The sequence below is a fragment of the Streptomyces chiangmaiensis genome (assembly GCF_036281785.1).
Lineage (GTDB): Bacteria > Actinomycetota > Actinomycetes > Streptomycetales > Streptomycetaceae > Streptomyces > Streptomyces chiangmaiensis.
Map to the genome: position 1 here is coordinate 26,654 of NZ_JAYWVC010000016.1, position 24,104 is coordinate 50,757.

Sequence of the window (24,104 nt, forward strand, 5' to 3'; positions counted from 1 at the left end):
CCGGACTCGGGGAGCGCAGGACGCCGTCCGCGCGCCCCCGGGGACTACCCTGCTGGGAGTCGTACGGGGGAGGGGTGGGGGGCATGCAGCCGCTGGAGGTCGGGGAACCCGCCGTCGTGGGGCCCTACCGGCTGCTCGGCAGACTCGGTTCCGGCGGGATGGGCCGCGTCTATCTGGGGCGCAGTGCGGGCGGGCGCACGGTCGCGGTCAAGGTCGTGCACCCGCATTTCGCGCTGGACGAGGAGTTCCGTGCCCGTTTCCGCCGTGAGGTGGACGCGGCGCGGCGGGTCGGTGGCGCCTGGACCGCACCGGTCCTGGACGCGGACCCGGAGGCGCCGGTGCCATGGGTCGCGACCGGGTACGCGGCGGGTCCGTCCCTGACCTCCGCGGTGACGGACGTCGGCCCGCTGCCGCTGTCGTCGGTACGGGCCCTGGGCGCGGGACTCGCGGAGGTCCTGACGGCCGTGCACGGCCTCGGACTTGTCCACCGGGACGTGAAACCGTCGAACGTCCTGCTGACCCTGGACGGCCCGGTCCTCATCGACTTCGGTATCGCGCGGGCCATCGACGGCACCGCGTCGCTCACCTCCACGGGCGTCTCCATCGGCTCGCCCGGCTATATGTCGCCCGAGCAGATCCTCGGCAAGGGCGTCACGGGTGCCGCCGATGTCTTCTCGCTGGGCGCGGTGCTGGCGTACGCGACGACGGGGCAACCGCCCTTCCCCGGCGACTCGTCCGCGGCGCTGCTGTACAAGGTCGTCCACGAGGAGCCGGAACTCGAGGGAATCGAGGGCGAATTGCGGGAACTGGTGGCCGCGTGCCTCGCCAAGGACCCGGCGGGGCGCCCCGTTCCGGCGGAGGTGGCCCGACGGCTCGCCCCGCAGGGCGCGTCGCGACTGGTGTCCGACGGCTGGCTGCCCGGCTCGCTCGTGGAACAGGTCAGCCGCAAGGCCGTACAGCTGCTGAATCTGGAGGCGGGGGCGGCGCCGTCGGGGCCGGCCGGATCGGGCGAGGCGCCGGTGGACGAGCCGTCCGCGGCCGGTCCGCGCGTGGATGTCGCTCCGGCCGGGCCCGAAGCGCCCGCGCCCGCGGGGGGCTTCGGCCCGCCGCCCGTCATGACCGCTCCCGGGACATCTTCCGACCACGCGCCCCAGGCGCGACGGCAGGAGCAGCCGCAGGACGCCGTGCCTGCCGCCGTCGACGGGCCCGGGAAAGTCTCCGTCAGCGTCGCCACGACCTCCGTACCGGGAACCGGCGGTCGCGGCCGGCGCATGAGCTGCACGATCGCGCTGGCCGTCGCGGGGGCGCTGGCCGCGGTGACGGTCGGTTCGGCGTTCCTTCTCGGGCTGTTCGACAAGGACGGCACGGACAAGGACAGCGCGGCCGGGGGCGGGAAACCCACCCATGGTTCGGCCACCCCGGGCACCGGGGGGTCCGCTGTGCCCGCCGCCTACCTCGGCACATGGGAGGGGGACGCGACGGCACTCGGGGGCACACTGCCCGCAGGCACCTTCCGCGTCACCATCGAGCAGGCCGCGGTGGGCGAGGAGATCGGTCTCTTCCGGTCCATCGACCAGCTCGGTGGCATCTGCGACGACGTACTGCTCCTCAAACGGGCCACGGCCCGTCAGCTCGTCGCCACGAGCGTGGCCAAGAAGTCCAATCCGCCGACGTGCACGACCGGACGGCACGAGGTGCGACTGACACCGGCCGGCGCCGACCTCGCGTACGAGACGGACAACCCGGACGCGGGCAACCCGACATCGCGCCTGGCGAAGGTCGACCAGCCCACGGTTCGGCCGAGTCGGACGGGCCGACCGGCGCTTACCCTGTCGGCGTGGATCTGGACCTCTGGCTGATCGCCGGTGCCGCGCTGTGGGGTGGGGTGGCCGGGACCCTGGTGCCCCGGGTGGCCTACCGGCTCTCCGTCGAGCCCGAGCAGCCGTGGCGGGACCGGTGTCCGGACGGGCATCCGATCGGCGGGTGGGTCGGCCGGGCACGGTGTGCGGACGGGCGGCCGTACGGTCCCGGGACGGTGCTCGTGTGCGCTGTCACCGCGCTGGTCTGCGCAGGGCTCGCGCTCGCCACCGGCACCCGTCCCGAACTACTCGTCTGGTTGCTGATCGCCCCCGTCGGTGTACTGCTGACGATCGTGGACTTCCGGGTGCAGCGGCTGCCCGACGTCGTCACCCTGCCGCTCGCCTCCCTCGCCCTGGTCCTGCTCGGCGGCGCCGCGGCCCTGCCCGAGCACGCCGGGAAGTGGCTCACCGCGCTCCTCGGCGCGCTCGTGCTCGGCGGTGCGTACTTCCTGCTCTTCCTCGTCAACCCGAACGGCATGGGGTTCGGCGACGTCAAGCTCGCGCTGGGGCTCGGGGCGGTGCTCGGCTGGTACGGCTGGCCCACCGTGGTGCTCGGGACCTTCGTCGGATTCCTCTTCGGCGGGCTGTACGGCCTCGGGCTCGTCCTTGCGCGCCGGGCCGGGCGGCGGACCGCGATCCCGTTCGGGCCGTTCCTCATCGCCGGCGCCTTCGTCGGGCTGCTGATCGGCGCGTACGCGGCCTGAGGTCGGGCCGGCGAAACCGCTGGCGTAGGCTGGTTCGGTCCGTCCACCCGTCTCCCACCACCACTTGCTTCGCATGCGCTTCGCGCCTGATTTTCCTCACCCTTACGAAAGGGACGCCCGGTGACCGAGAAGGCCGACCTTCAGTCCGTCCTCGACCGCGCCGCCGCCGGTGGTCGGATCACGCCCGAAGAAGCGCTCGCCCTCTACCGCGACGCCCCGCTGCACGCTCTGGGTGCCGCCGCCGACGCCGTCCGCCGTCGCAAGTACGCCGGTATCGAGCACATTGCGACGTACATCATCGAGCGCAACATCAACTACACGAACGTGTGCGTGACGGCGTGCAAGTTCTGTGCCTTCTACGCGGCTCCGAAGGACACCGCCAAGGGCTGGACCCGCGACCTCGACGACATCCTGCGGCGATGCGCGGAGACCGTCGAGCTGGGCGGCACGCAGATCATGTTCCAGGGCGGACACCACCCGGACTACGGCGTCGAGTACTACGAGAAGCACTTCCGCGCCATCAAGGAGGCTTTTCCGCAGCTGGTCATCCACAGTCTGGGGGCGTCCGAGGTCGAGCACATGGCGCGGATCTCCGGCGTCACGGTGGAAGAGGCCATCTCGCGCATCCACGCCGCCGGGCTCGACTCCTTCGCCGGTGCCGGTGCAGAACTCCTTCCCGAGCGGCCGCGCAAGGCGATCGCCCCGCTCAAGGAGAGCGGCGAGCGCTGGCTGGAGATCATGGAGACCGCGCACAACCTCGGCGTCGAGTCCACGTCCACCATGCTCATGGGCACCGGCGAGACCAACGCCGAGCGCATCGAGCATCTGCGGATGATCCGTGACGTGCAGGACCGTACGGGCGGCTTCCGGGCCTTCATCCCGTACACCTACCAGCCCGAGAACAACCACCTGAAGGGCCGCACCCAGGCCACCCTCTTCGAGTATCTGCGGATGATCGCGATCGCCCGCATCTTCCTCGACAACGTCCAGCACATCCAGGGCTCGTGGCTGACCACCGGCAAGGAGGTCGGTCAGCTGTCCCTGCACTACGGCGCGGACGACCTCGGCTCGATCATGCTCGAGGAGAACGTGGTCTCGTCCGCCGGGGCAAAGCACCGCTCCAACCGGCTCGAGATCATCGACCTGATCCGCAAGGCGGGTCGCGTCCCGGCCCAGCGCGCCACGACGTACGAGCACCTCGTCGTCCACGACGACCCGGCGAACGACCCGGTCGACGAGCGAGTGGTGTCCCACATCTCGTCGACGGCGATCGAGGGTGGAACCGCCCACCCCGAACTGAAGCTGCTCGCCTCCAACTAGTCCGCCTGTGCTGACGATCCATGCCGCCGACCTCCTGATCACGGGGGATCGGCGGCCCGCCGTGCCCGGAGGTGCGGTGCTCGTCGACGGCAGACGGTGCGCGGGCGTCGGCCCTTACGAGGCGCTGGCGGCGGTGCATCCGACGGCCCGGGTGCGACGCTGGCCGGGGCTCCTCACGCCGGGGCTGCTGAATCCGTACGGTCCCGAACTGCTGGAGCGGGCCTACCATCCCGATCCGCGCGAGGCCGACGACCTGGGCACGGAGCCGATCGTCGGCGAGGGCCTCACGGCTCTGGCGCTGGACGACGCCCGCTGGGGCGCGAGCGCGCGGCGCGGGGTGCGGCGGATGCTGGCGCACGGCACCGTCGCCGTGGCCGGACGGCTGTCGCGGCCCGCCGTGGTGGACGCCGTGCGCCGGGCGGGGCTGACACAGGAGGAGCGCTTCGAGCGTCCGGTGGGCCCGCCGTCTCTCGACCCGCTGGCCGGACGCAGCCTGGCGGAGGCCGTTCTGCTCCCGCTTCCGCCGGACGGTGTGGACGGCTGGGACGCGACGTTCGCCGTGTTCGACGTCCCGGACGAGGCCGCGCTCGCCGGGCGCGGAGCCGGCACCTGTGTGGCGACGGTCGTCGCCGGGCGGCTCGTGCACCGGCGCCGCTGACGGGCCGGCCGGAGAACCCTCGGCGAACCGGGCTGTCCGGCGTACGGGCCGGGTGCCTCAGCCGGGCCCGGCCCGTACTGCCACAATAGGGACCGTGACCCGCGCATCCCTGGACAAGCAGCCGCACGAAGTCGCCTCGATGTTCGACGACGTGGCGGAACGGTACGACCTGACGAACGACCTGCTGTCGCTCGGCCAGGACCGGGTCTGGCGCAAGGAGGTCGCGAGGGCCGTGGACGCGCGCCCCGCGCAGAAGGTCCTGGACCTCGCCGCCGGCACGGCGACCTCGTCCCTTCCTTTCGCGCGCACGGGCGCGTACGTCGTTCCCTGCGACTTCTCGCTCGGGATGCTCCGGGTCGGCAAGAAGCGGCTCCCCTGGCTGCCGTTCACGGCCGGTGACGCGACACGGCTGCCGTTCAAGGACGACGTCTTCGACGCGGTGACGATCTCCTTCGGACTGCGCAACGTGCAGGACACGGACGCGGCGCTGCGCGAGCTGTACCGAGTGACCAAGCCCGGCGGGCGGGTCGTGATCTGCGAGTTCTCGCACCCGACCTGGGTGCCCTTCCGCACGGTCTACACCGAGTACCTGATGCGTGCACTGCCGCCGGTGGCGCGCGCGGTGTCGTCCAACCCCGATGCGTACGTCTACCTCGCCGAGTCCATCCGCGCCTGGCCCGACCAGCCCGCCCTGGCCGAGCGGCTGCGCACGGCGGGCTGGTCGTCGGTGGCGTGGCGGAACCTCACGGGCGGGATCGTGGCGCTGCACCGCGGGTTCAAGGAGGTCTGAGGTCCTCCCCGCTCGGAGAGTCCCTCAGAGGCCACCCTCGGGCACGGCGGCGTCAGGTCACCTGAGCACCTCGAAGGCGCTGCCCGGCTCGTCGAGTTCACGGCGCAGTCCGCCCGGTGGCGGAATGGGCAGCCGAGGCTCGCGGACCCCGGCGCCCCCGCCGCCCTCGCCCTCGCTGAGGTCGAACCACACGGTCACCACCGCACCGCGCGGCACCTCGGTGCCGGGCAAGGGGTACTGACGGACGACGTAGTCGACGACGGTGAGGTGGAAGTCCGGCCGGTCGGGAGCGGCCAGCTGCACGCCCTGCTTCGCGGCGGCCTCGCGCGCGTCCATGGCCATCAGACCGACCAGCCGCGGCACGCGCACTTCGGGTGTTTTGGGTGTTATAGGCACAGATGTCACCCCCAGCGGTACTGGAAGGGTAACCGGCCGAGGGTGCTACCCGGAAGCGCCACGTGTCTTTCTGTAACAGTCGACTACCCAGCGTCACAGATCAAGTCGATAGCAGTGTGCGGGTTCTTCCAGGGTGGGATGCGTGAGCACCTCGGCCGGCTCCATGCCCAGGCGCCGGGTCACCGCGATCGACCGCTCGTCGGCGGACATGACCATCGCCACGACCCGGGGCACGCCCGCCGCCCGCAACCGCTCCAGCGTGGCGAGCGCGGCCGCGGTGACATAGCCCTTGCCCCAGTGGGCCCGCCCGAGCCGCCAGCCGATCTCGATCTCGCCCTCCGGGCCCCACTCGCGCGGCCACGGCTGCGCGCCCGTGAAGCCGATGACCTCGCCCGACTCCTCCAGCATGGTCCACAGACAGAAGCCGCGCTCGGCGTCGTGTCTGCGCTGGCGGGCAGTGAGCTCCTCGTACACGGACAGCTCGGCGGCCCGGCCGCCGTGGAACTTCATGACATCGGGGTCGTCGAAGATCCTGTGCCAGGCGAAGGCGTCCTCGTCGCTGGGAACGCGCAGCCGTACGTCGGGGAGAGCTCGGTTCACGGAGGGCAGCCCTTCAGCCGGGGGATCGATACCGCTGAATAGACTGCCCATGTCCGGTGCCCGTCAGCACACCGTTTTCGCCGATGATTTCGGCGCTGCCGCCGCTGCCGGTGCCCGTGTCGTCGTTGCCGTTGTCGAGCTTTGGGGAGAACCCGCCGTGACCGAGCCCCAGCCCCTTACCGAACACACCGCCGACGTGATCGTCGTCGGGGCCGGGCCAGCCGGTTCCACCACCGCCTACTACCTGGCGAAGGCCGGGCTCGACGTCCTGTTGCTGGAGAAGACCGCCTTCCCGCGCGAGAAGGTGTGCGGCGACGGCCTCACGCCCCGTGCAACCAAGCAGCTCGTGGCGATGGGCATCGACATCTCCCAGGAGGCCGGCTGGCTGCGCAACAAGGGTCTGCGCATCATCGGTGGCGGGGTGCGGCTCCAGCTGGACTGGCCCGACCTCGCCTCGTACCCGGACTACGGACTGGTCCGCAAGCGTGACGACTTCGACGAGCAGCTGGCCCGGCAGGCGCAGAAGGCCGGCGCGCGCCTGTACGAGCGCTGCAACGTGGGCGCGCCCGTCATCGACGACCGCACCGGTCGTATCACCGGCGTGCACGCCAAGCTGGGCGACGAGAAGCGCGAGGTGACCTTCCACGCCCCGCTGGTGGTGGCCGCCGACGGCAACTCCACGCGCCTGTCGCTGGCGATGGGCCTGCACCGCCGTGAGGACCGTCCCATGGGTGTCGCGGTGCGCACGTACTTCACCTCCCCGCGCCACGACGACGACTATCTGGAGTCCTGGCTGGAGCTGTGGGACCGGCGCGACGGCCAGGAGCGGCTGCTGCCGGGCTACGGCTGGATCTTCGGCATGGGCGACGGCACCTCGAACGTCGGCCTGGGCGTCCTGAACACCTCCGCGTCCTTCAAGGAACTGGACTGGCGCGAGGTGTTGAAGGCGTGGTGCGCCTCGATGCCCGAGGACTGGGGCTACACCCCCGAGAACATGACAGGCCCGATCCGCGGTGCCGCCCTCCCCATGGCCTTCAACCGCCAGCCGCACTACACCAAGGGCCTGCTGCTCGTCGGTGACGCGGGCGGCCTGGTGAACCCCTTCAACGGCGAGGGCATCGCCTACGCCATGGAGTCGGGCCAGATCGCGGCGGACGTCATCGTCCAGGCCATGGCCCGCGCGACCCCGGCCCAACGCGAGATGGCCCTGCAGAGCTACCCGAAGATCCTCAAGGACACCTACGGCGGCTACTACACGCTGGGCCGCGCCTTTGTGAAGCTCATCGGCAACCCGAAGGTGATGAAGGTCGCGACGCAGCGGGGTCTGACCCACCCGCTGCTGATGAAGTTCACGCTGAAGCTCCTGGCCAACCTGACGGACCCGACGGGCGGCGACGCGATGGACCGGATCATCAACGGTCTGAGCAAGGTGGCGCCGAAGGCGTGAAGGTTCAGCAAGTGTCCGGGCGCTCAGGGGGTCGGCTCCCTACGGTGACGTGCGCATGATGCATCCGTGGCCGAAGGGGGCCGAGCTATGCGTACGGGACACAGTCGACGAACCCTTCTGAAAGGCGCGGCGGCCGGTGCGGCGGGCGGCGCGGTCGGGGTCACGCTATCCGCGGGCCCGGCGGTGGCCGCCCCCCGCGGTCAGGGGCACGTCGCCGTCCTGGGTGGCGGCGTGTCGGGTCTGACCGCCGCCCACGAGCTCGCCGAACGCGGTTACCGCGTCACCGTCTACGAGTACTACGACGTCCTCGGCGGCAAGGCCCGCTCCATCCCCGTCCCGGGATCGGCGGCCGCCGGCCGCAAACCGCTGCCCGGTGAACACGGCTTCCGCTTCATTCCCGGCTTCTACCGCAATCTCCCTGACACCCTGCGCCGCATTCCGTACCCGGGCAACGCCAACGGTGTCCACGACAACCTGCGCTCCGGCACCGAGACGCTGTTCGCCCGCTCCGGTGGCCGGGCCGATCTGCGCTTCCCCCTGCGCCGGGTCACCACGCCCCCGCACCTCGGCGACCTCACCCCGGCCTGGATCCGCGACCAGCTGCTGTCGGTACTCGGTCTCGCAACCCGGATGCCCGCGTACGAACTGAGTTATTTCGTCAACCGACTGCTCGTCTTCCTCACCAGCTGCGAGGTCCGCCGCGACCAGCAGTGGGAGAGGGTGCCGTGGTGGGACTTCATCCGGGCCGAGGACTTCAGCGAGGAGTACCGCCGGATCTTCGCCATCGGCCAGAGCCGCAACCTCACGGCCACCAAGGCCGAGGAGTCCTCCACCCGCACGGTCGCCGGCGTCTACATGGAGAACTTCCTCGCCTTCGGCCTGCTCGGGCTCGGCCAGGACGGCGACATCGACCGCGTCCTCAACGGCCCCACGACCGAGGCGTGGCTCGACCCGTGGGTCGCCCATCTGCGCTCACTCGGCGTGGAGTTCGTGCTCTCCACGTCGGTGCGGGACGTGCTGTACGAAAACGGGCGGATCGCCGGGGTGCGCGTCACCGCCCCGGACGGCACCGACGCGCGCACGATCACCGCCGACCACTACGTCTCCGCCCTCCCCGTCGAACACGCGCGTCCGACGTGGGGACCCGCGCTGCGGGCAGCCGATCCGCAGCTCGCGCGGTGCGACGCGCTGCGCACCGACTGGATGGTGGGCGTGCAGTACTTCATGCGCACGCGGACGCCGATGGTGAACGGGCACGTCAACTGTCTCGACTCACCCTGGTCGGTGACGGCGGTCGGGCAGGCGCAGTTCTGGGACACGCACGACTTTCCCGCCGAGTACGGGGACGGGCGCGCCGTGGACTGCGTCTCCGCCATCGCCTCCGAGTGGGACAAGCCCGGCATTCTCTACGGGAAGACGGCACGACAGTGCACCCGTGAGGAGTTCGTGGCCGAGGTCTGGGCCCAGCTCCAGGACGCGGTCGGCGTCGCGGGGGATCCCGTGCTGAAGGACGAGGACCGGGTGGCGTGGTTCCTGGACCCCGCCGTGACGGGCATGGGCGGGCCGGATCCGGCCAACCGCGAGCAACTCCTCATCCATCCCGTCGGCTCGCTCTACAACCGCCCTTCGGCGAAGACCGCCGTGCCGAACTTCTTCCTTGCCGGCGACTACGTCCGCACGGGCATGAACCTGGCCTCCATGGAGGGCGCCAACGAGGCCGCCCGGCATGCCGTCAACGCTCTGCTCGAAGCCGACCGCTCGGCCGCGGCACGCTGCGCCACCTGGGGTCACTACCAGCCGCCGGAGCTGGAGCCCCTCAAGCGCGTCGACGAGTTGCGCTACCGCCTCGGCCTGCCGAACACCTTCGACCTGGGGTGAGGAGGGCCGCCGCCCCCGAGCGGCTGCGGCCCTTCACTCCCTACGGCTCGGGACGGCTTGTTCAGAGCACCCGGACGGCGCCGGACGGCGGGTCGTACGACAGCGGCTTCTCCACCACGCCGGTGGAGGGGTTCTGCGCGCCGACGAACATGCCGTCGCCGACGTACACCCCGACGTGGTAGGCGCTGCCCGCACCGCCCCAGTAGAGGATGTCCCCCGGCTGCAGATTGCTCAGCGAGACCTGCGTGCCGGCCGTCGACTGGCTCCCGGAGACGCGCGGCAGGTCCACGCCGACCTGCTTGAACGCGGCCTGTACGAGACCGGAGCAGTCCCACGAGTTGGGGCCGGTGCCGCCCATGACGTACGAGTCGCCGATCTGCGCCTTGACGAAGGCGATGACCGCCGCGGCCGAACCGGTGGACGTGGAGGTGCTCGTCGCGGTGCTGTTCGACGTGGCGGCGAGGGCGGTGCGCTCGCTGCTGCGCGAAGCGGCTGCCGCGGCCTCGGCCTTGCGCGCGGCCTCGGCCTTGCGCTCTGCCTCCGCGGCCTTCTTCTTGGCTTCCGCGAGGTCCGCCTCGGCCTGCTTCGCGGCCTTTGCGGCGGCCGCGTCACGTTCGGCCTGCAGCTGGTAGTTGGCTGCGGCCTGCTGGGTGGCGGCGGCGGACTGCGCGACCTGCTGGGACAGGTCGGCGGTCAGGGTGGGCAGTTCGAGCGTCTGCGTCACCGGCTCGGCGGCGTTCGCCGTAGCCGAAGCGCCGGCGGCGGCCAGGCCGAGGACGCCCCCGGCAACTCCGGCCCGCATCGCGATCGTCGACGCGCTGCGGTTGCGGGGCTTCCGGTGGGTGCGTATGTGAGCGGTGTGGGACATGAGAACAACCGGTATCAGGGGCTCCTCCATACCTTCAAGGAACGTGTGGTGCACCACAGTTGTTCAATCGACACCTCAAATCCCCCGAGCGGCCATTCTTATTGACGCCGTAACGGACATTGTGGACAGCGATGATCAAGCCTGTGATCACGGCCTTTCGTCGTTACGTCCCAATTGCTCGGCAATTACCACCGGTCGACCCAGGTGGCCAAGCCCCGCTCATCGGACTCCCCTGCCGATGTGACGCAGATCACGAAGCGGCCGCCGCTGCGGCGGCGTCCCGTGTGCGGGTGACGCCCTCTGTGCTCGCGGGCACCCGCATCTTCGTTCCGTGACGGTTCGCCTCCCGCTCGTGAACGCGTGCACACGTCCACATCCGCCCTCGTTCCTCCCTCTGACGTGTGAACGGGCTCCTCTATCAAGGGGTCGAGCCCAGGGCGAATTTGCCTCGAGCGTTTCCTCTTTGATAATGCGAGATGGCTCCGACCAGCGAAGACGAGCGAAAATGTCACCTCTTGGTGATCGCTCGACTGCTTCGCGTACGAAGATCACCGCTCATCCGACTTCATGATCCTTCGCCGGGTGGTGGAGATCACAAAGTACGTGATGACCCCCGTGTCGCAGATCACATACCGGCGGGCATAAGATGCGGGGCAGTTGGGCTTGTGACCTGCTTCACATGTGCGCGATCTTCGCTGGGGCGAGTGGGGCTCGTGGGACAGGTGGGGCGGTCGTGAGTCCAGCGCAACCGCCAGCAGTCAGTGCCGACTGAGAGGAGCGAGGAGCGGTGAACGCGTATGCGCCCATCCTCGTACTGGGAGCCCTCGGGGCAGGCTTTGCGATCTTCTCCGTGGTCATGGCCACGCTGATCGGTCCGAAGCGGTACAACCGCGCCAAGCTCGAGGCATACGAGTGCGGTATCGAACCGACCCCCACGCCGGCCGGTGGCGGGCGCTTCCCCATCAAGTACTACCTGACGGCGATGCTCTTCATCGTCTTCGACATCGAGATCGTCTTCCTCTATCCGTGGGCCGTCACCTTCGACGCCCTCGGGGTTTTCGGGCTCGTGGAGATGCTGCTCTTCGTGCTCACCGTCTTCGTCGCGTACGCGTACGTATGGCGGCGCGGCGGTCTGGAATGGGACTGAGGGGCCTTTAGACATGGGACTCGAAGAAAAGCTGCCGAGCGGTTTCCTTCTCACCACCGTCGAGCAGGCCGCGGGCTGGGTGCGCAAGGCGTCGGTCTTCCCCGCCACCTTCGGCCTCGCCTGCTGTGCCATCGAGATGATGACCACCGGAGCCGGCCGCTACGACCTCGCGCGCTTCGGCATGGAGGTCTTCCGCGGCTCGCCCCGGCAGGCGGACCTGATGATCGTCGCGGGCCGGGTCAGCCAGAAGATGGCGCCGGTTCTCCGGCAGGTCTACGACCAGATGCCGAACCCCAAGTGGGTGATCTCCATGGGGGTCTGCGCCTCCTCGGGCGGCATGTTCAACAACTACGCGATCGTCCAGGGCGTGGATCACATCGTCCCCGTCGACATCTATCTGCCCGGCTGTCCGCCGCGGCCCGAGATGCTGATGGACGCGATCCTCAAGCTCCACCACAAGATCCAGACCTCCAAGCTCGGCGTCAACGCCGAGGAGGAGGCCCGCGAGGCGGAGGAAGCGGCGCTCAAGGCGCTCCCGACGATCGAGATGAAGGGGCTGCTGCGATGAGCGACGCCAAGAGCAACGGCGCGAACACGCCGGGCGACGGCGCCAACGGCAACGGCGTCAATCCCGAGAAGGACCTCGGCGCAGCGAACCTCCCGGGGATGCGCGGCGACCACGGTGAGGAGATCCGCGTCCAGCGCGGCATGTTCGGCGCCAACAACGGCGGGGACACCTCCGGATACGGCGGCCTTGTCCGCTCCATCCGGCTCCCGGGCGCCTCCGCGCGGCCCTACGGAGGCTGGTTCGACGAGGTCGCCGACGAACTCGAGGGCGCGCTCGAGGAACAGGGACTCGTCCCCGAGAACGCCATCGAGAAGACCGTCGTCGACCGGGGCGAGGTGACCTTCCACATCGAGCGCGAGTACCTGGTCGCTGTCGCCCAGACCCTCCGCGACGACCCGGCGCTCCGCTTCGAGCTGTGCACGGGCGTGAGCGGAGTGCACTACCCCGGCGACAAGGGCCGAGAGCTGCACGCCGTCTACCACCTGCGCTCGATCACCCACAACCGGGTGATCCGCCTGGAGGTCAGCGCCCCCGACGCCGACCCGCACGTCCCGTCGCTCGTCCCGGTCTATCCCACGAACGACTGGCATGAGCGCGAGACGTACGACTTCTTCGGCCTGATCTTCGACGGCCACCCGGCGCTGACGCGGATCATGATGCCCGACGACTGGCAGGGATTCCCGCAGCGCAAGGACTATCCCCTCGGCGGCATCCCCGTCGAGTACAAGGGCGCCCAGATCCCGGCTCCCGACCAGCGGAGGTCGTACTCATGAGCACGCAGACTCCGTCCTCCGCCTCCTCGCGCGAGACGACCGAGGGCACCGTCTACACGGTCACCGGCGGCGACTGGGACGAGGTCGTCCAGTCCGCGGCCCGTGCCGACGACGAGCGCCTCATCGTCAACATGGGCCCGCAGCACCCGTCCACGCACGGTGTGCTCCGGCTCATCCTGGAGATCGAGGGCGAGACCGTCACAGAGGCCCGCTGCGGCATCGGGTATCTCCACACCGGTATCGAGAAGAACCTCGAGTACCGCACGTGGACGCAGGGCACCACCTTCGTGACGCGCATGGACTACCTGACGCCGTTCTTCAACGAGACGGCGTACTGCCTCGCGGTCGAGAAGCTCCTCGGCATCGAGGACCAGGTCCCGGACCGGGCCACGATCATCCGCGTGCTCCTGATGGAGCTCAACCGGATGTCCTCCCACCTGGTATGCATCGCCACCGGAGGCATGGAGCTCGGCGCCACCACCATCATGATCTACGGCTTCCGCGACCGGGAGTTGATCCTCGACATCTACGAGCTGATCACCGGCCTGCGGATGAACCATGCCTACATCCGCCCCGGTGGACTCGCCCAGGACCTGCCGCCGGGCGCGGTGGACCAGATCCGCGAGTTCGTGAAGAGGATGAAGAAGAACCTCCCGGAGTACGACAAGCTCGCCACCGGGAACCCCATCTTCAAGGCGCGCATGCAGGACATCGGCTACCTCGATCTGGCCGGGTGCATGGCCCTCGGTGCCACCGGCCCGATCCTGCGCTCCGCCGGGCTGCCGCACGACCTGCGCAAGACACAGCCCTACTGCGGCTACGAGACCTACGACTTCGACATCCCGACCGCCGACACGTGCGACGCCTACGGCCGCTTCCTCATCCGGCTCGAGGAGATGCGTCAGTCGCTCGCGATCATCGAGCAGTGCCTGGACCGGCTGCAGCCCGGTCCGGTCATGGTCGCCGACAAGAAGATCGCCTGGCCCGCCCAGCTCGCCCTGGGTCCGGACGGGCTCGGCAACTCCCTCGACCACATCAAGAAGATCATGGGTACCTCCATGGAGGCCCTGATCCACCACTTCAAGCTGGTGACCGAGGGATTCCGCGTCCCGGCGGGACAGGCCTACTCGGCGGTCGAGTCGCCCAAGGGCGAACTCGGGGTGCACGTCGTCTCCGACGGCGGCACCCGCCCCTACCGGGTCCACTTCCGTGACCCGTCCTTCACCAATCTGCAGGCCATGGCGGCGATGTGCGAGGGCGGCCAGGTCGCCGACGTGATCGTCGCCGTCGCGTCCATCGACCCCGTGATGGGAGGCGTCGACCGGTGACCACCAGTTCCTCGGAGCGCGGCATCAGCCTGGGCATGCCCGAGCTGCCCGCGCCCGACTACCCGGACGACGTGCGGGCCCGGCTCGAGCGGGACGCGCGCGAGATCATCGACCGCTACCCGGACTCGCGCTCCGCCCTGCTGCCGCTGCTGCACCTGGTGCAGTCGGAGGAAGGGCATGTCACGCGCACCGGGATGCGGTTCTGCGCGGACATGCTGAACCTGACCACGGCCGAGGTCACCGCGGTCGCGACCTTCTACACCATGTACCGGCGGGGGCCCTCCGGGGACTACCAGGTGGGCGTCTGCACCAACACGCTGTGCGCCGTGATGGGCGGTGACGCGATCTTCTCCGCGCTCCAGGAGCACCTGGGCGTCGGGAACGGCGAGACCACCGGCGACGGCAAGGTCACCCTGGAACACATCGAGTGCAACGCGGCCTGCGACTACGCACCGGTCGTGATGGTCAACTGGGAGTTCTTCGACAACCAGACCCCCGAGAGCGCCAAGAGCCTCGTCGACGACCTGCGGGCGGGACGGCAGGTCGAACCCACCCGCGGCGCGCCCCTGTGCACCTTCAAGGAGACCGCCCGGATGCTGGCCGGCTTCCCCGACGAACGGCACGGGGTCGTCGACGCGACCGGCGGCGCGGGCCCGGCCTCGCTGGTCGGGCTCCGGCTGTCCAAGGGCGAGACCCCCACCGCGCGCGTGGTGCACCCGCGGCACGGCGGACCGCACGACGAGCCGCGGCCCGAACCGGTGCACGGGCCGTCACCGGCCGAGCACCTCGGGTCGCACGACGCGCCACAGGACACATCGGCCTCCGACCCGGCCCACCCGGCGGGTCCCGCCACGGAGGAGGGGGAGTGATGACAGTGACCACCGAGGACGGGGGGACCTCCCGCCCGAGCAAGTTCGAGGGTGCGGGAGAGAGCAGCCCCGAGAAGCTGCTCTCACCCGTCCTGTCCGCCTTCTGGGACGAGGAGAAGTCCTGGACGCTGGATGTCTACCGGAATCACGAGGGGTACGAGGGGCTTCGCAAGGCCCTCGCCATGTCGCCGGACGAGGTCATCGCGTACGTCAAGGACTCCGGGCTGCGCGGGCGCGGCGGAGCTGGATTCCCGACGGGGATGAAGTGGCAGTTCATCCCCCAGGGCGACGGCAAGCCTCACTATCTCGTTGTCAACGCCGACGAATCGGAGCCCGGGACCTGCAAGGACATTCCGCTCCTCTTCGCCAACCCGCACAGCCTCATCGAGGGCATCGTCATCGCGTGCTACGCCATCAGGTCGTCGCATGCCTTCATCTATCTGCGGGGTGAAGTCGTCCCCGTGCTGCGGCGGCTGCACTCGGCCGTGGCGGAGGCCTACGCGGCGGGCTACCTCGGCAAGAACATTCTGGGTAGCGGGCTCGACCTCGAACTCACCGTGCACGCGGGCGCCGGCGCGTACATCTGCGGTGAGGAGACCGCACTGCTCGACTCGCTCGAGGGCCGCCGTGGCCAGCCCCGGCTGCGTCCTCCCTTCCCCGCGGTCGCGGGCCTCTACGCCTGCCCGACTGTGGTGAACAACGTCGAGTCGATCGCATCGGTTCCCGCGATCCTGCACCGGGGCAAGGAATGGTTCCGGTCGATGGGCAGCGAGAAGTCCCCGGGCTTCACTCTCTACTCGCTCAGCGGCCATGTCGCGAACCCCGGCCAGTACGAGGCCCCGCTGGGCATCACGCTCCGCCAGCTGCTCGACATGAGCGGCGGCATGCGGCCCGGCCACTGCCTCAAGTTCTGGACGCCGGGCGGTTCCTCGACGCCCATGTTCACCGACGAACACCTCGACGTCCCGCTCGACTACGAGGGCGTGGGCGCCGCCGGCTCCATGCTCGGCACCAAAGCCCTGCAGTGCTTCGACGAGACGACCTGCGTGGTCCGTGCCGTCACCCGCTGGACCGAGTTCTATGCCCACGAGTCCTGCGGAAAGTGCACGCCCTGCCGCGAAGGCACGTACTGGCTCGTCCAGTTGCTGCGGGACATCGAGGCGGGCAAGGGCGTGATGTCCGACCTCGACAAGCTGAACGACATCGCCGACAACATCAACGGCAAGTCGTTCTGCGCCCTCGGCGACGGCGCCGCCTCGCCGATCTTCTCCTCCCTCAAGTACTTCCGCGAGGAGTACGAGGAGCACATCACGGGCCGGGGCTGCCCCTTCGACCCGGCCAAGTCCACGGCCTGGGCGGACAAGCCCACGGAGGTGACCGCATGACTGTGACCACCAGCGCTCCCTCGGGAGGGGGAGAGGCGGCGGTCCCGCCGGAGGACCTCGTGTCGCTGACGATCGACGGCATCGAGATCAGCGTGCCCAAGGGCACCCTGGTCATCCGCGCCGCCGAGCAGCTCGGCATCGAGATCCCCCGCTTCTGCGACCACCCCCTCCTCGACCCGGTCGGCGCCTGCCGGCAGTGCATCGTCGAGGTCGAGGGCCAGCGCAAGCCCATGGCCTCCTGCACGATCACCTGTACGGACGGGATGGTCGTGAAGACCCACCTCACCTCCCCCGTCGCCGAGAAGGCCCAGAAGGGTGTGATGGAGCTCCTGCTCATCAACCACCCGCTGGACTGCCCGGTCTGCGACAAGGGCGGCGAGTGTCCGCTGCAGAACCAGGCGATGTCGCACGGCAACGCCGAGTCCCGCTTCGAGGGCAGGAAGCGCACCTACGAGAAGCCCGTCCCGATCTCCACCCAGGTGCTGCTCGACCGGGAGCGGTGCGTGCTGTGCGCCCGGTGCACCCGGTTCTCCAACCAGATCGCGGGCGACCCGATGATCGAGCTGCTCGAGCGGGGCGCGCTTCAGCAGGTAGGCACCGGCGAGGGCGACCCCTTCGAGTCGTACTTCTCCGGCAACACCATCCAGATCTGCCCGGTGGGTGCGCTCACGTCGGCGGCGTACCGCTTCCGCTCCCGGCCCTTCGACCTCGTCTCGTCGCCGTCCGTGTGCGAGCACTGCTCCGGAGGCTGCGCGACCCGGACGGACCACCGGCGCGGCAAGGTCATGCGGCGCCTCGCGGCCAGTGACCCCGAGGTCAACGAGGAGTGGATCTGCGACAAGGGGCGGTTCGGCTTCCGGTACGCGCAGATGAAGGACCGGCTCGAGGCGCCGCTGGTGCGAGGCGAGTCCGGTGAACTGGAGCCGGCGTCCTGGCCCGAGGCGCTGGAGGCGGCCGCCCGGGGCCTGCTGGCCGCACGGGGCCGGGCCGGAGTGCTGACCGGCGGCCGGCTCACCGTCGAGGACGCCTACGCGTACAGCAAGTTCGCGCGGGTGGCCCTCGACACGAACGACATCGACTTCCGTGCGCGGGTGCACAGCGGCGAGGAGGCCGACTTCCTGGCCGCCCGGATCGCCGGACGCGGCCGCGACCTCGACGGTACGGGGGTCACCTACACCTCACTCGAGAAGGCGCCCGCCGTCCTGCTCGTCGGATTCGAGTCCGAGGAGGAGGCGCCCGGCGTCTTCCTGCGGCTGCGCAAGGCCTGGCGGGGCCACGGGCAACGGGTCTTCTCGCTCGCCACGCATGCCACCCGGGGTCTTGAGAAGGCCGGCGGCACGCTGCTGCCCGCCGCGCCCGGCACCGAGACCGAGTGGCTGGACGCGCTGGCCGGCAGGGTCGGCCTGGAGGAGGACGGCGTACGCGCCGCCGAGGCCCTGCGCACCGAGGGCGCGGTGATCGTCGTCGGCGAACGCCTCGCCGGTGTGGCAGGCGGACTGACCGCCGCCGTCCGGACCGCGGCCGCGACCGGAGCCGACCTGGTGTGGATCCCGCGCCGGGCCGGGGAGCGCGGCGCGATCGAGGTGGGCGCGCTGCCGTCGCTGCTGCCGGGCGGACGTCCGGCCACCGACCCGCGCGCCCGGGAGGAGGTCGCGGCCGCCTGGGGTGTCGCCGAACTCCCGCACCGCTACGGCCGGGACACGAACCAGATCGTCGAGGCCGCGGCCACCGGAGAACTGCGGGCCGTCGTGGTCGCCGGTGTCGAGATCGCCGACCTGCCCGACCCGGCACGCGCGCGTGAGGCGCTCTCCGCCGTGGACTTCCTGGTCTCGCTCGAACTGCGCCCCGGCGAGGTCACCGAGCGAGCGGACGTGGTACTGCCCGTCGCGGCGGTCGCCGAGAAGTCGGGCACCTTCCTCAACTGGGAGGGCCGCGCCCGCATGTTCGACGCCGCGCTCAAGCCCGACCAGATGACCCGCCGCCTGGCACCCACCGACGTGCGCGTGCTCCAGATGCTCTCCGACGCGATGGACATCCACCTGGGGCTTCCGGACCTGCACACTCTGCGTACGGAGCTGGACCGGCTCGGGGCGTGGGACGGACCCCGCGCAAACAATCCCCTGGAGATCGGCGGGCAGTTGGCCCGCCCCGCCGCCGGGGAGGCCGTGCTCGCGGGCCACCGGCTGCTGCTCGACCAGGGCCGCCTCCAGGAGGGTGACGACGCCCTCGCCGGCACGCGGCACGCGGCACGCGCGCGTGTCTCCGCCGCCACGGCCGCCGAGGCGGGCGTCAAGAACGGCGACGCCCTGGCCGTGACCGGCCCCGCCGGAACCGTGCAACTCCCGCTGCAGATCACCGAGATGCCCGACCGTGTCGTCTGGCTTCCGCTGAACTCCACGGGCGGCGGCGTCGGCTCCGACACCGGGGCGCTGCCCGGCACTCTCGTCCGTATCGGCCCGGCGACGATCCCCGCCGACGCCCCCAAGGAGGTGGAGGCATGAGCCCGTACCTCGCTGCTGAAGACCTCTCCATGTTCGGCCGCGACCCGTGGTGGCTGGTCGTCATCAAGGCGGTCTTCTGCTTCGCCTTCCTGATGGTGACCGTGCTGTTCTCCATCGTGTGGGAGCGCAAGGTCGTCGCGTGGATGCAGCTGCGCATCGGCCCCAACCGGCACGGCCCCTGGGGCATGCTCCAGTCGCTCGCCGACGGCGTGAAGCTGATGCTGAAGGAAGACGTCATCGTCAAGCGCGCGGACAAGGTGGTCTACGTCCTCGCGCCGATCGTCGCGGCCATCCCGGCCTTCATGGCGATCGCGGTGATCCCCTTCGGGCCCTCCGGCAACGAGATCTCGATCTTCGGCCATCGCACCGCGATGCAGCTGACCGACCTGCCGATCGCGATGCTGTACATCCTCGCGATCGCCTCGGTCGGCATCTACGGCATCGTGCTGGCGGGCTGGAGCTCCGGATCCACCTATCCGCTCCTCGGCGGGTTGCGCTCCTGCGCTCAGATGATCTCGTACGAGATCGCCATGGGCGCCGCCTTCGCCTCCGTGTTCCTCTACTCGGGGTCGATGTCGACGTCGAGGATCGTCGAGCAGCAGCACGACCGCTGGTTCATCCTGCTGCTGCCGGTCTCGTTCATCATCTACATCGTCACGATGGTCGGTGAGACCAACCGCGCCCCCTTCGACATGCCGGAGTCCGAGGGCGACCTGGTCGGTGGCTTCAACACCGAGTACTCGTCGATCAAGTTCGCGATGTTCATGCTCGCCGAGTACGTGAACATGGTGACGGTCTCCGCCGTGTCGACCACGCTCTTCCTGGGCGGCTGGCGGGCGCCCTGGCCGATCAGCACCTTCTGGGCCGGTGCGAACCACGGCTGGTGGCCTCTGCTGTGGTTCGTCATCAAGGTGCAGCTGCTGCTGTTCTTCTTCATCTGGCTGCGCGGCACGCTTCCGCGTGTCCGCTACGACCAGCTGATGAAGCTCGGGTGGAAGGTTCTCATCCCGGTCTCCGTGGTCTGGCTGATGCTCGTGGCGACCGTGCGAGTGCTGCGCAACGAGAACTACGGCTTCGCCGACATCGCCCTGTACGTCGCGGGCGGCGTCCTCGCGCTGCTGCTGATGTCGTTCGTCGTCGACATGTTCCGCGAGAAGGCGAAGGAGCCGGCGCGGCCCGCCGAGGAGCCCGCCGCCTTCGATCCGATGGCGGGCGGGTTCCCCGTGCCGCCGCTGCCGGGACAGACGCTTCCGTCCGTGCCCCGCCGCCACCCGCGCAGGGAGCGGGAGCTGATTGTCAGTGGCGGATCGGACACTGTCAGTGACGGATCTACGGATGGAAAGGAGGCGTCCGATGGCTGAGGAGCCCAAGGAGACCAAGCCCGGTTTCCAGAACCCCGTGGCCGGCTTCGGCGTGACCTTCAGGGCCATGTTCAAGAAGCGGCTGACCGAGCAGTACCCGGAGCAGAAGAAGACCACGGCTCCGCGGTTCCACGGCCGGCACCAGCTCAACCGCCATCCGGACGGTCTGGAGAAGTGCGTCGGCTGCGAGCTGTGCGCCTGGGCCTGCCCCGCCGATGCGATCTACGTGGAGGGCGCGGACAACACCGACGAGGAGCGCTACTCGCCGGGTGAGCGGTATGGGCGGGTCTACCAGATCAACTACGCCCGCTGCATCCTGTGCGGCCTGTGCATCGAGGCGTGCCCCACGCGCGCGCTCACGATGACGAACCAGTTCGAGCTGGCGGACTCCAGCCGCGCCAACCTCATCTACACCAAGGAGCAGCTGCTCGCCGGCCTCGAAGAGGGCATGGTCGACACGCCGCACGCCATCTACCCGGGGATGGACGAGCAGGACTACTACCGGGGCCTGGTGACGGAGGCCGCGCCCGGCACAGAGCGTCAGGTGGCCGTCTCCAAGGGAGAACAGGGGGCTGACGCATGACTTCGCAGCTTGCCGCCTACACCACCTCCACCGGTGAGGCCTTCCAGTTCTGGGTCCTCGGCATCGTCGCGGTGATCGGCGCCCTGGGCACCGTCCTCATGAAGAAGGCCGTGCACAGTGCGCTCTGCCTGGCCGGCACCATGATCGTGCTGGCGGTGTTCTACCTCGCCAACGGCGCCTACTTCCTGGGGATCGTGCAGATCGTCGTCTACACCGGCGCGATCATGATGCTGTTCCTGTTCGTGGTGATGCTCGTCGGTGTCACGGCGGCGGACTCCCTGAAGGAGACCATCAAGGGCCAGCGCTGGCTGGCCCTTGTGTGCGGGCTCGGCTTCGGCATCCTGCTGTTCGCCGGCATCGCCAATGCCTCACTGAAGGACTTCAACGGCCTCGGCAAGGCGAACGCGAACGGCAATGTCGAGGGTCTGGCGGCCCTCATCTTCACCAAGTACGTGTTCGCCTTCGAAATCACGGGCGTCCTTCTCATCACGGCCGCGGTCGGCGCCATGGTGCTCACCCACCGCGAGCGCACCGAGCGCGCCAAGACCCAGCGCGAGCTGTCCGAGCAGCGCGTACGTGAGGGCAAGCACCTTCCGCCGCTCCCGGCCCCCGGCGTCTACGCCCGGCACAACGCGGTGGACATCGCCGGCCTCCTGCCGGACGGCACTCCGTCCGAGCTGACCGTCAACAAGACGCTGCGGGAGCGCGGTCAGATCCGTGACGTGTCCGACGAGGCGCTCGGTGATCTGAAGGCCCTGGAACAGCGCGCCGCGGAGCGCCTGGAGCGGGCCGAGGACGAGCGGCCGGCTCTGAAGAGGACCGAGGAGGCGTCGAAGTGAACCCGGTCAACTACCTGTATCTCGCCGCCCTGTTGTTCACGATCGGCGCCACCGGCGTGCTGATCCGGCGGAACGCGATCGTGCTGTTCATGTGCATCGAGTTGATGCTCAACGCGTGCAACCTCGCGTTCGTCACCTTTTCCCGGATGCACGGCAATCTCGACGGCCAGATCATCGCCTTCTTCACGATGGTCGTCGCCGCCGCGGAGGTCGTGGTCGGGCTCGCGATCATCGTGTCGCTGTTCCGTACCCGCCACTCGGCCTCGGTCGACGACGCCAGCCTGATGAAGCTGTAAGGGGTCGCTGAATCGTGGAGAACCTGATTGCGCTGCTGATCGCGGCGCCCCTGCTCGGAGCGGCCGTCCTGGTGTGCGGCGGCAGAAGGCTGGACGCGGTCGGCCACTGGATCGGCACGCTGCTCGCCGCCCTCTCCTTCCTGTTCGGCGTCCTCCTCTTCGCCGACATGCTGGGGAAGGCCGCGGATCAGCGCACCCTGACGCAGCACCTGTTCAGCTGGATCCCGGTGGCAGGCTTCCAGGCCGACGTCACCTTCCGGCTCGACCAGCTGTCGATGACGTTCGTCCTGCTGATCACCGGTGTCGGCTCGCTCATCCATCTGTACTCGGTCGGGTACATGGAGCACGACGAGCGCCGGCGCCGCTTCTTCGGCTATCTGAACCTGTTCCTCGCGGCAATGCTGTTGCTCGTCCTCGCCGACAACTACCTGCTGCTGTACGTCGGCTGGGAGGGCGTCGGTCTCGCCTCGTACCTGCTGATCGGCTTCTGGCAGCACAAGCCCAGCGCGGCCACCGCGGCGAAGAAGGCGTTCCTCGTCAACCGCGTCGGCGACATGGGCCTGTCGATCGCCATCATGCTGATGTTCACGACCTTCGGGACCTTCGCCTTCGGGCCGGTCTTCGCGGGCGTGGACACGTTGACATCAGGCGCTGCCGCGCCGGGCGGCGAGGGCAAGCTCACCGCCGTCGCTCTGCTGCTGCTGCTCGCCGCGTGCGGAAAGTCGGCGCAGGTGCCGCTGCAGTCCTGGCTCGGGGACGCGATGGAAGGCCCGACCCCGGTCTCGGCCCTCATCCACGCCGCGACCATGGTGACCGCGGGCGTATACCTGATCGTCCGCTCCGGCGTCATCTTCGACGCCGCGCCCGACGCACAACTGGCCGTGACCGTGGTCGGCGCCGTCACACTCCTCTTCGGTGCGATCGTCGGTTGTGCGAAGGACGACATCAAGAAGGCGCTGGCCGGCTCGACCATGTCGCAGATCGGCTACATGGTGCTCGCCGCGGGCCTCGGCCCCATCGGCTACGTCTTCGCGATCATGCACCTGGTGACGCACGGCTTCTTCAAGGCCGGGCTGTTCCTCGGCGCCGGTTCGGTCATGCACGGCATGAACGACGAGGTCGACATGCGCAAGTACGGCGGCCTGCGGAAGTACATGCCGGTCACATTCGTCACCTTCGGCCTCGGCTACCTGGCCATCATCGGCTTCCCCGGCCTGTCGGGCTTCTTCTCCAAGGACAAGATCATCGAGGCGGCCTTCGCCAAGGGCGGCACCGAGGGCTGGATCCTCGGTGGCGCGGCCCTGCTGGGCGCGGCCATCACCGCGTACTACATGACGCGCGTGATGATCATGACCTTCTTCGGCGAGAAGCGCTGGCAGCCGGACGCGGACGGCCACGAGCCGCACCCGCACGAGTCGCCGAGCGTCATGACGATCCCCATGATCGTGCTGGCCTTCGGGTCGGTGTTCGCGGGCGGGCTCTTCTCGATCGGGGACCGCTTCCTGCACTGGCTGGAGCCCGTCACCGGACACGAGGAGGGCAACTCGCCCATCAGCGCCGGGGCGGTCACGGCCGCGACCCTGGTGCTGCTGCTCGTCGGCGTCGGCATCGCCTACGCCCAGTACGGCCGCCGTCCCGTCCCGGCCGTCGCCCCGCGCGGATCGCTGCTCACCCGGGCCGCACGGCGTGACCTGCTCCAGGACGACTTCAACCACGTCGTCCTCGTTCGCGGCGGAGAGCACCTCACGCGGTCGCTGGTCTACATGGACCACACCTTGGTCGACGGCGTCGTCAATGGCACGGCGGCCTCGGTCGGCGGCCTCTCCGGTCGGCTCCGACGACTGCAGAACGGCTACGCGCGGTCGTACGCGGTGTCGATGTTCGGCGGTGCGGCGGTGCTCGTCGCCCTGACCCTGCTGATGAGGGCGGTCTGA

General features: G+C 69.6%; 22 protein-coding genes. 19 read left to right on the forward strand and 3 right to left on the reverse strand.

The annotated features are described in order from the left end of the window. Nucleotides 1–83 precede the first annotated feature (83 nt). From VXC91_RS07845 to VXC91_RS07865, 5 genes are all read left to right on the forward strand, one after another. On the forward strand, nt 84–1,859 hold the full coding sequence (locus tag VXC91_RS07845) for a serine/threonine-protein kinase (RefSeq protein WP_329506165.1): 1,776 nt from the start codon (nt 84–86) through the stop codon (nt 1,857–1,859). Next, entirely contained in the window at nt 1,838–2,563 is a 726-nt protein-coding gene (locus VXC91_RS07850; protein WP_329506166.1) for a prepilin peptidase, read from the forward strand. The genes VXC91_RS07845 and VXC91_RS07850 overlap by 22 nt, the downstream gene beginning before the upstream one ends. A gap of 120 nt (nt 2,564–2,683) precedes the next feature. Beyond that, nucleotides 2,684–3,883, forward strand: coding sequence for a cyclic dehypoxanthinyl futalosine synthase (gene mqnC / locus VXC91_RS07855; protein WP_329506167.1), 1,200 nt, complete (start codon nt 2,684–2,686; stop codon nt 3,881–3,883). Nucleotides 3,884–3,890: 7 nt separating this feature from the next. Continuing rightward, nucleotides 3,891–4,541, forward strand: coding sequence for a hypothetical protein (locus VXC91_RS07860; RefSeq protein ID WP_329506168.1), 651 nt, complete (start codon nt 3,891–3,893; stop codon nt 4,539–4,541). Nucleotides 4,542–4,635: 94 nt separating this feature from the next. Then, complete coding sequence (locus tag VXC91_RS07865; protein WP_329506169.1) at nt 4,636–5,331, forward strand: demethylmenaquinone methyltransferase; 696 nt, start codon at nt 4,636–4,638, stop codon at nt 5,329–5,331. A gap of 57 nt (nt 5,332–5,388) precedes the next feature. On the opposite strand, the gene VXC91_RS07870 is transcribed toward VXC91_RS07865, so the two are convergent. Further along, complete coding sequence (locus VXC91_RS07870; protein WP_329506170.1) at nt 5,389–5,727, reverse strand: PASTA domain-containing protein; 339 nt, start codon at nt 5,725–5,727, stop codon at nt 5,389–5,391. Between the two features lie 93 nt (nt 5,728–5,820). Next, nucleotides 5,821–6,327: a GNAT family N-acetyltransferase gene (locus tag VXC91_RS07875; protein WP_329506172.1), complete on the reverse strand. Its 507-nt coding sequence runs from the start codon at nt 6,325–6,327 to the stop codon at nt 5,821–5,823. 157 nt (nt 6,328–6,484) lie between these two features. Between VXC91_RS07875 and VXC91_RS07880 the strand changes: the two genes are divergently transcribed. Both VXC91_RS07880 and VXC91_RS07885 read left to right on the forward strand, forming a co-directional pair. Continuing rightward, nucleotides 6,485–7,774, forward strand: coding sequence for a geranylgeranyl reductase family protein (locus VXC91_RS07880; protein ID WP_329506174.1), 1,290 nt, complete (start codon nt 6,485–6,487; stop codon nt 7,772–7,774). A gap of 87 nt (nt 7,775–7,861) precedes the next feature. Next, entirely contained in the window at nt 7,862–9,652 is a 1,791-nt protein-coding gene (locus tag VXC91_RS07885; protein ID WP_329506176.1) for a hydroxysqualene dehydroxylase, read from the forward strand. Between the two features lie 61 nt (nt 9,653–9,713). On the opposite strand, the gene VXC91_RS07890 is transcribed toward VXC91_RS07885, so the two are convergent. Next, entirely contained in the window at nt 9,714–10,520 is an 807-nt protein-coding gene (locus VXC91_RS07890; protein WP_329506178.1) for a C40 family peptidase, read from the reverse strand. Nucleotides 10,521–11,307: 787 nt separating this feature from the next. Here VXC91_RS07890 and VXC91_RS07895 point away from each other — a divergent pair. From VXC91_RS07895 to nuoL, 12 genes are read left to right on the forward strand one after another with little or no spacing between them, the layout of a single operon-like run. Next, nucleotides 11,308–11,667 carry an NADH-quinone oxidoreductase subunit A gene (locus VXC91_RS07895; RefSeq protein ID WP_007383963.1) on the forward strand — a complete coding sequence of 120 codons (360 nt, stop codon included), beginning with the start codon at nt 11,308–11,310 and terminating at the stop codon, nt 11,665–11,667. A 13-nt stretch (nt 11,668–11,680) separates the two neighbouring features. Beyond that, nucleotides 11,681–12,235 (forward strand): NuoB/complex I 20 kDa subunit family protein, encoded by a 555-nt coding sequence (locus VXC91_RS07900; protein ID WP_329506180.1) that lies wholly within the window; start codon nt 11,681–11,683, stop codon nt 12,233–12,235. Next, the gene (locus VXC91_RS07905) at nt 12,232–13,008 is read left to right on the forward strand and encodes an NADH-quinone oxidoreductase subunit C (protein WP_329506182.1); all 777 of its coding nucleotides are present in this window, start codon (nt 12,232–12,234) and stop codon (nt 13,006–13,008) included. Before VXC91_RS07900 ends, VXC91_RS07905 begins: the two co-directional genes overlap by 4 nt. After that, nucleotides 13,005–14,336: an NADH-quinone oxidoreductase subunit D gene (locus tag VXC91_RS07910; protein WP_329506183.1), complete on the forward strand. Its 1,332-nt coding sequence runs from the start codon at nt 13,005–13,007 to the stop codon at nt 14,334–14,336. The genes VXC91_RS07905 and VXC91_RS07910 overlap by 4 nt, the downstream gene beginning before the upstream one ends. Then, nucleotides 14,333–15,205 (forward strand): NADH-quinone oxidoreductase subunit NuoE, encoded by an 873-nt coding sequence (nuoE, locus tag VXC91_RS07915; protein WP_329506185.1) that lies wholly within the window; start codon nt 14,333–14,335, stop codon nt 15,203–15,205. The genes VXC91_RS07910 and nuoE overlap by 4 nt, the downstream gene beginning before the upstream one ends. Then, nucleotides 15,205–16,590 carry an NADH-quinone oxidoreductase subunit NuoF gene (gene nuoF, locus VXC91_RS07920; RefSeq protein WP_329506186.1) on the forward strand — a complete coding sequence of 462 codons (1,386 nt, stop codon included), beginning with the start codon at nt 15,205–15,207 and terminating at the stop codon, nt 16,588–16,590. Before nuoE ends, nuoF begins: the two co-directional genes overlap by 1 nt. Further along, complete coding sequence (locus VXC91_RS07925; RefSeq protein ID WP_329506187.1) at nt 16,587–19,091, forward strand: NADH-quinone oxidoreductase subunit G; 2,505 nt, start codon at nt 16,587–16,589, stop codon at nt 19,089–19,091. Before nuoF ends, VXC91_RS07925 begins: the two co-directional genes overlap by 4 nt. Then, nucleotides 19,088–20,452: an NADH-quinone oxidoreductase subunit NuoH gene (nuoH, locus tag VXC91_RS07930; protein ID WP_329506189.1), complete on the forward strand. Its 1,365-nt coding sequence runs from the start codon at nt 19,088–19,090 to the stop codon at nt 20,450–20,452. Before VXC91_RS07925 ends, nuoH begins: the two co-directional genes overlap by 4 nt. After that, nucleotides 20,445–21,035 (forward strand): NADH-quinone oxidoreductase subunit NuoI, encoded by a 591-nt coding sequence (gene nuoI / locus VXC91_RS07935; protein ID WP_329506190.1) that lies wholly within the window; start codon nt 20,445–20,447, stop codon nt 21,033–21,035. Before nuoH ends, nuoI begins: the two co-directional genes overlap by 8 nt. After that, nucleotides 21,032–21,874 carry an NADH-quinone oxidoreductase subunit J gene (locus tag VXC91_RS07940; RefSeq protein ID WP_329506191.1) on the forward strand — a complete coding sequence of 281 codons (843 nt, stop codon included), beginning with the start codon at nt 21,032–21,034 and terminating at the stop codon, nt 21,872–21,874. The genes nuoI and VXC91_RS07940 overlap by 4 nt, the downstream gene beginning before the upstream one ends. Then, a complete protein-coding gene (gene nuoK / locus VXC91_RS07945) occupies nt 21,871–22,170 on the forward strand; it encodes an NADH-quinone oxidoreductase subunit NuoK (RefSeq protein WP_039651090.1) in 300 nt (99 codons plus the stop codon). Before VXC91_RS07940 ends, nuoK begins: the two co-directional genes overlap by 4 nt. A gap of 14 nt (nt 22,171–22,184) precedes the next feature. Further along, nucleotides 22,185–24,104 carry an NADH-quinone oxidoreductase subunit L gene (gene nuoL, locus VXC91_RS07950; protein ID WP_329506193.1) on the forward strand — a complete coding sequence of 640 codons (1,920 nt, stop codon included), beginning with the start codon at nt 22,185–22,187 and terminating at the stop codon, nt 24,102–24,104.

Coding starts and splice junctions, on each gene's coding strand:
- VXC91_RS07845 (WP_329506165.1), top strand. CDS start 84: ATGCAGCCGCTGGAGGTCGGGGAACCCGCCGTCGTGGGGCCCTACCGG.
- VXC91_RS07885 (WP_329506176.1), top strand. CDS start 7,862: ATGCGTACGGGACACAGTCGACGAACCCTTCTGAAAGGCGCGGCGGCC.
- VXC91_RS07890 (WP_329506178.1), bottom strand. CDS start 10,520: ATGTCCCACACCGCTCACATACGCACCCACCGGAAGCCCCGCAACCGC.
- VXC91_RS07900 (WP_329506180.1), top strand. CDS start 11,681: ATGGGACTCGAAGAAAAGCTGCCGAGCGGTTTCCTTCTCACCACCGTC.
- VXC91_RS07905 (WP_329506182.1), top strand. CDS start 12,232: ATGAGCGACGCCAAGAGCAACGGCGCGAACACGCCGGGCGACGGCGCC.
- VXC91_RS07910 (WP_329506183.1), top strand. CDS start 13,005: ATGAGCACGCAGACTCCGTCCTCCGCCTCCTCGCGCGAGACGACCGAG.
- nuoF (WP_329506186.1), top strand. CDS start 15,205: ATGACAGTGACCACCGAGGACGGGGGGACCTCCCGCCCGAGCAAGTTC.
- VXC91_RS07925 (WP_329506187.1), top strand. CDS start 16,587: ATGACTGTGACCACCAGCGCTCCCTCGGGAGGGGGAGAGGCGGCGGTC.
- nuoH (WP_329506189.1), top strand. CDS start 19,088: ATGAGCCCGTACCTCGCTGCTGAAGACCTCTCCATGTTCGGCCGCGAC.
- nuoI (WP_329506190.1), top strand. CDS start 20,445: ATGGCTGAGGAGCCCAAGGAGACCAAGCCCGGTTTCCAGAACCCCGTG.
- VXC91_RS07940 (WP_329506191.1), top strand. CDS start 21,032: ATGACTTCGCAGCTTGCCGCCTACACCACCTCCACCGGTGAGGCCTTC.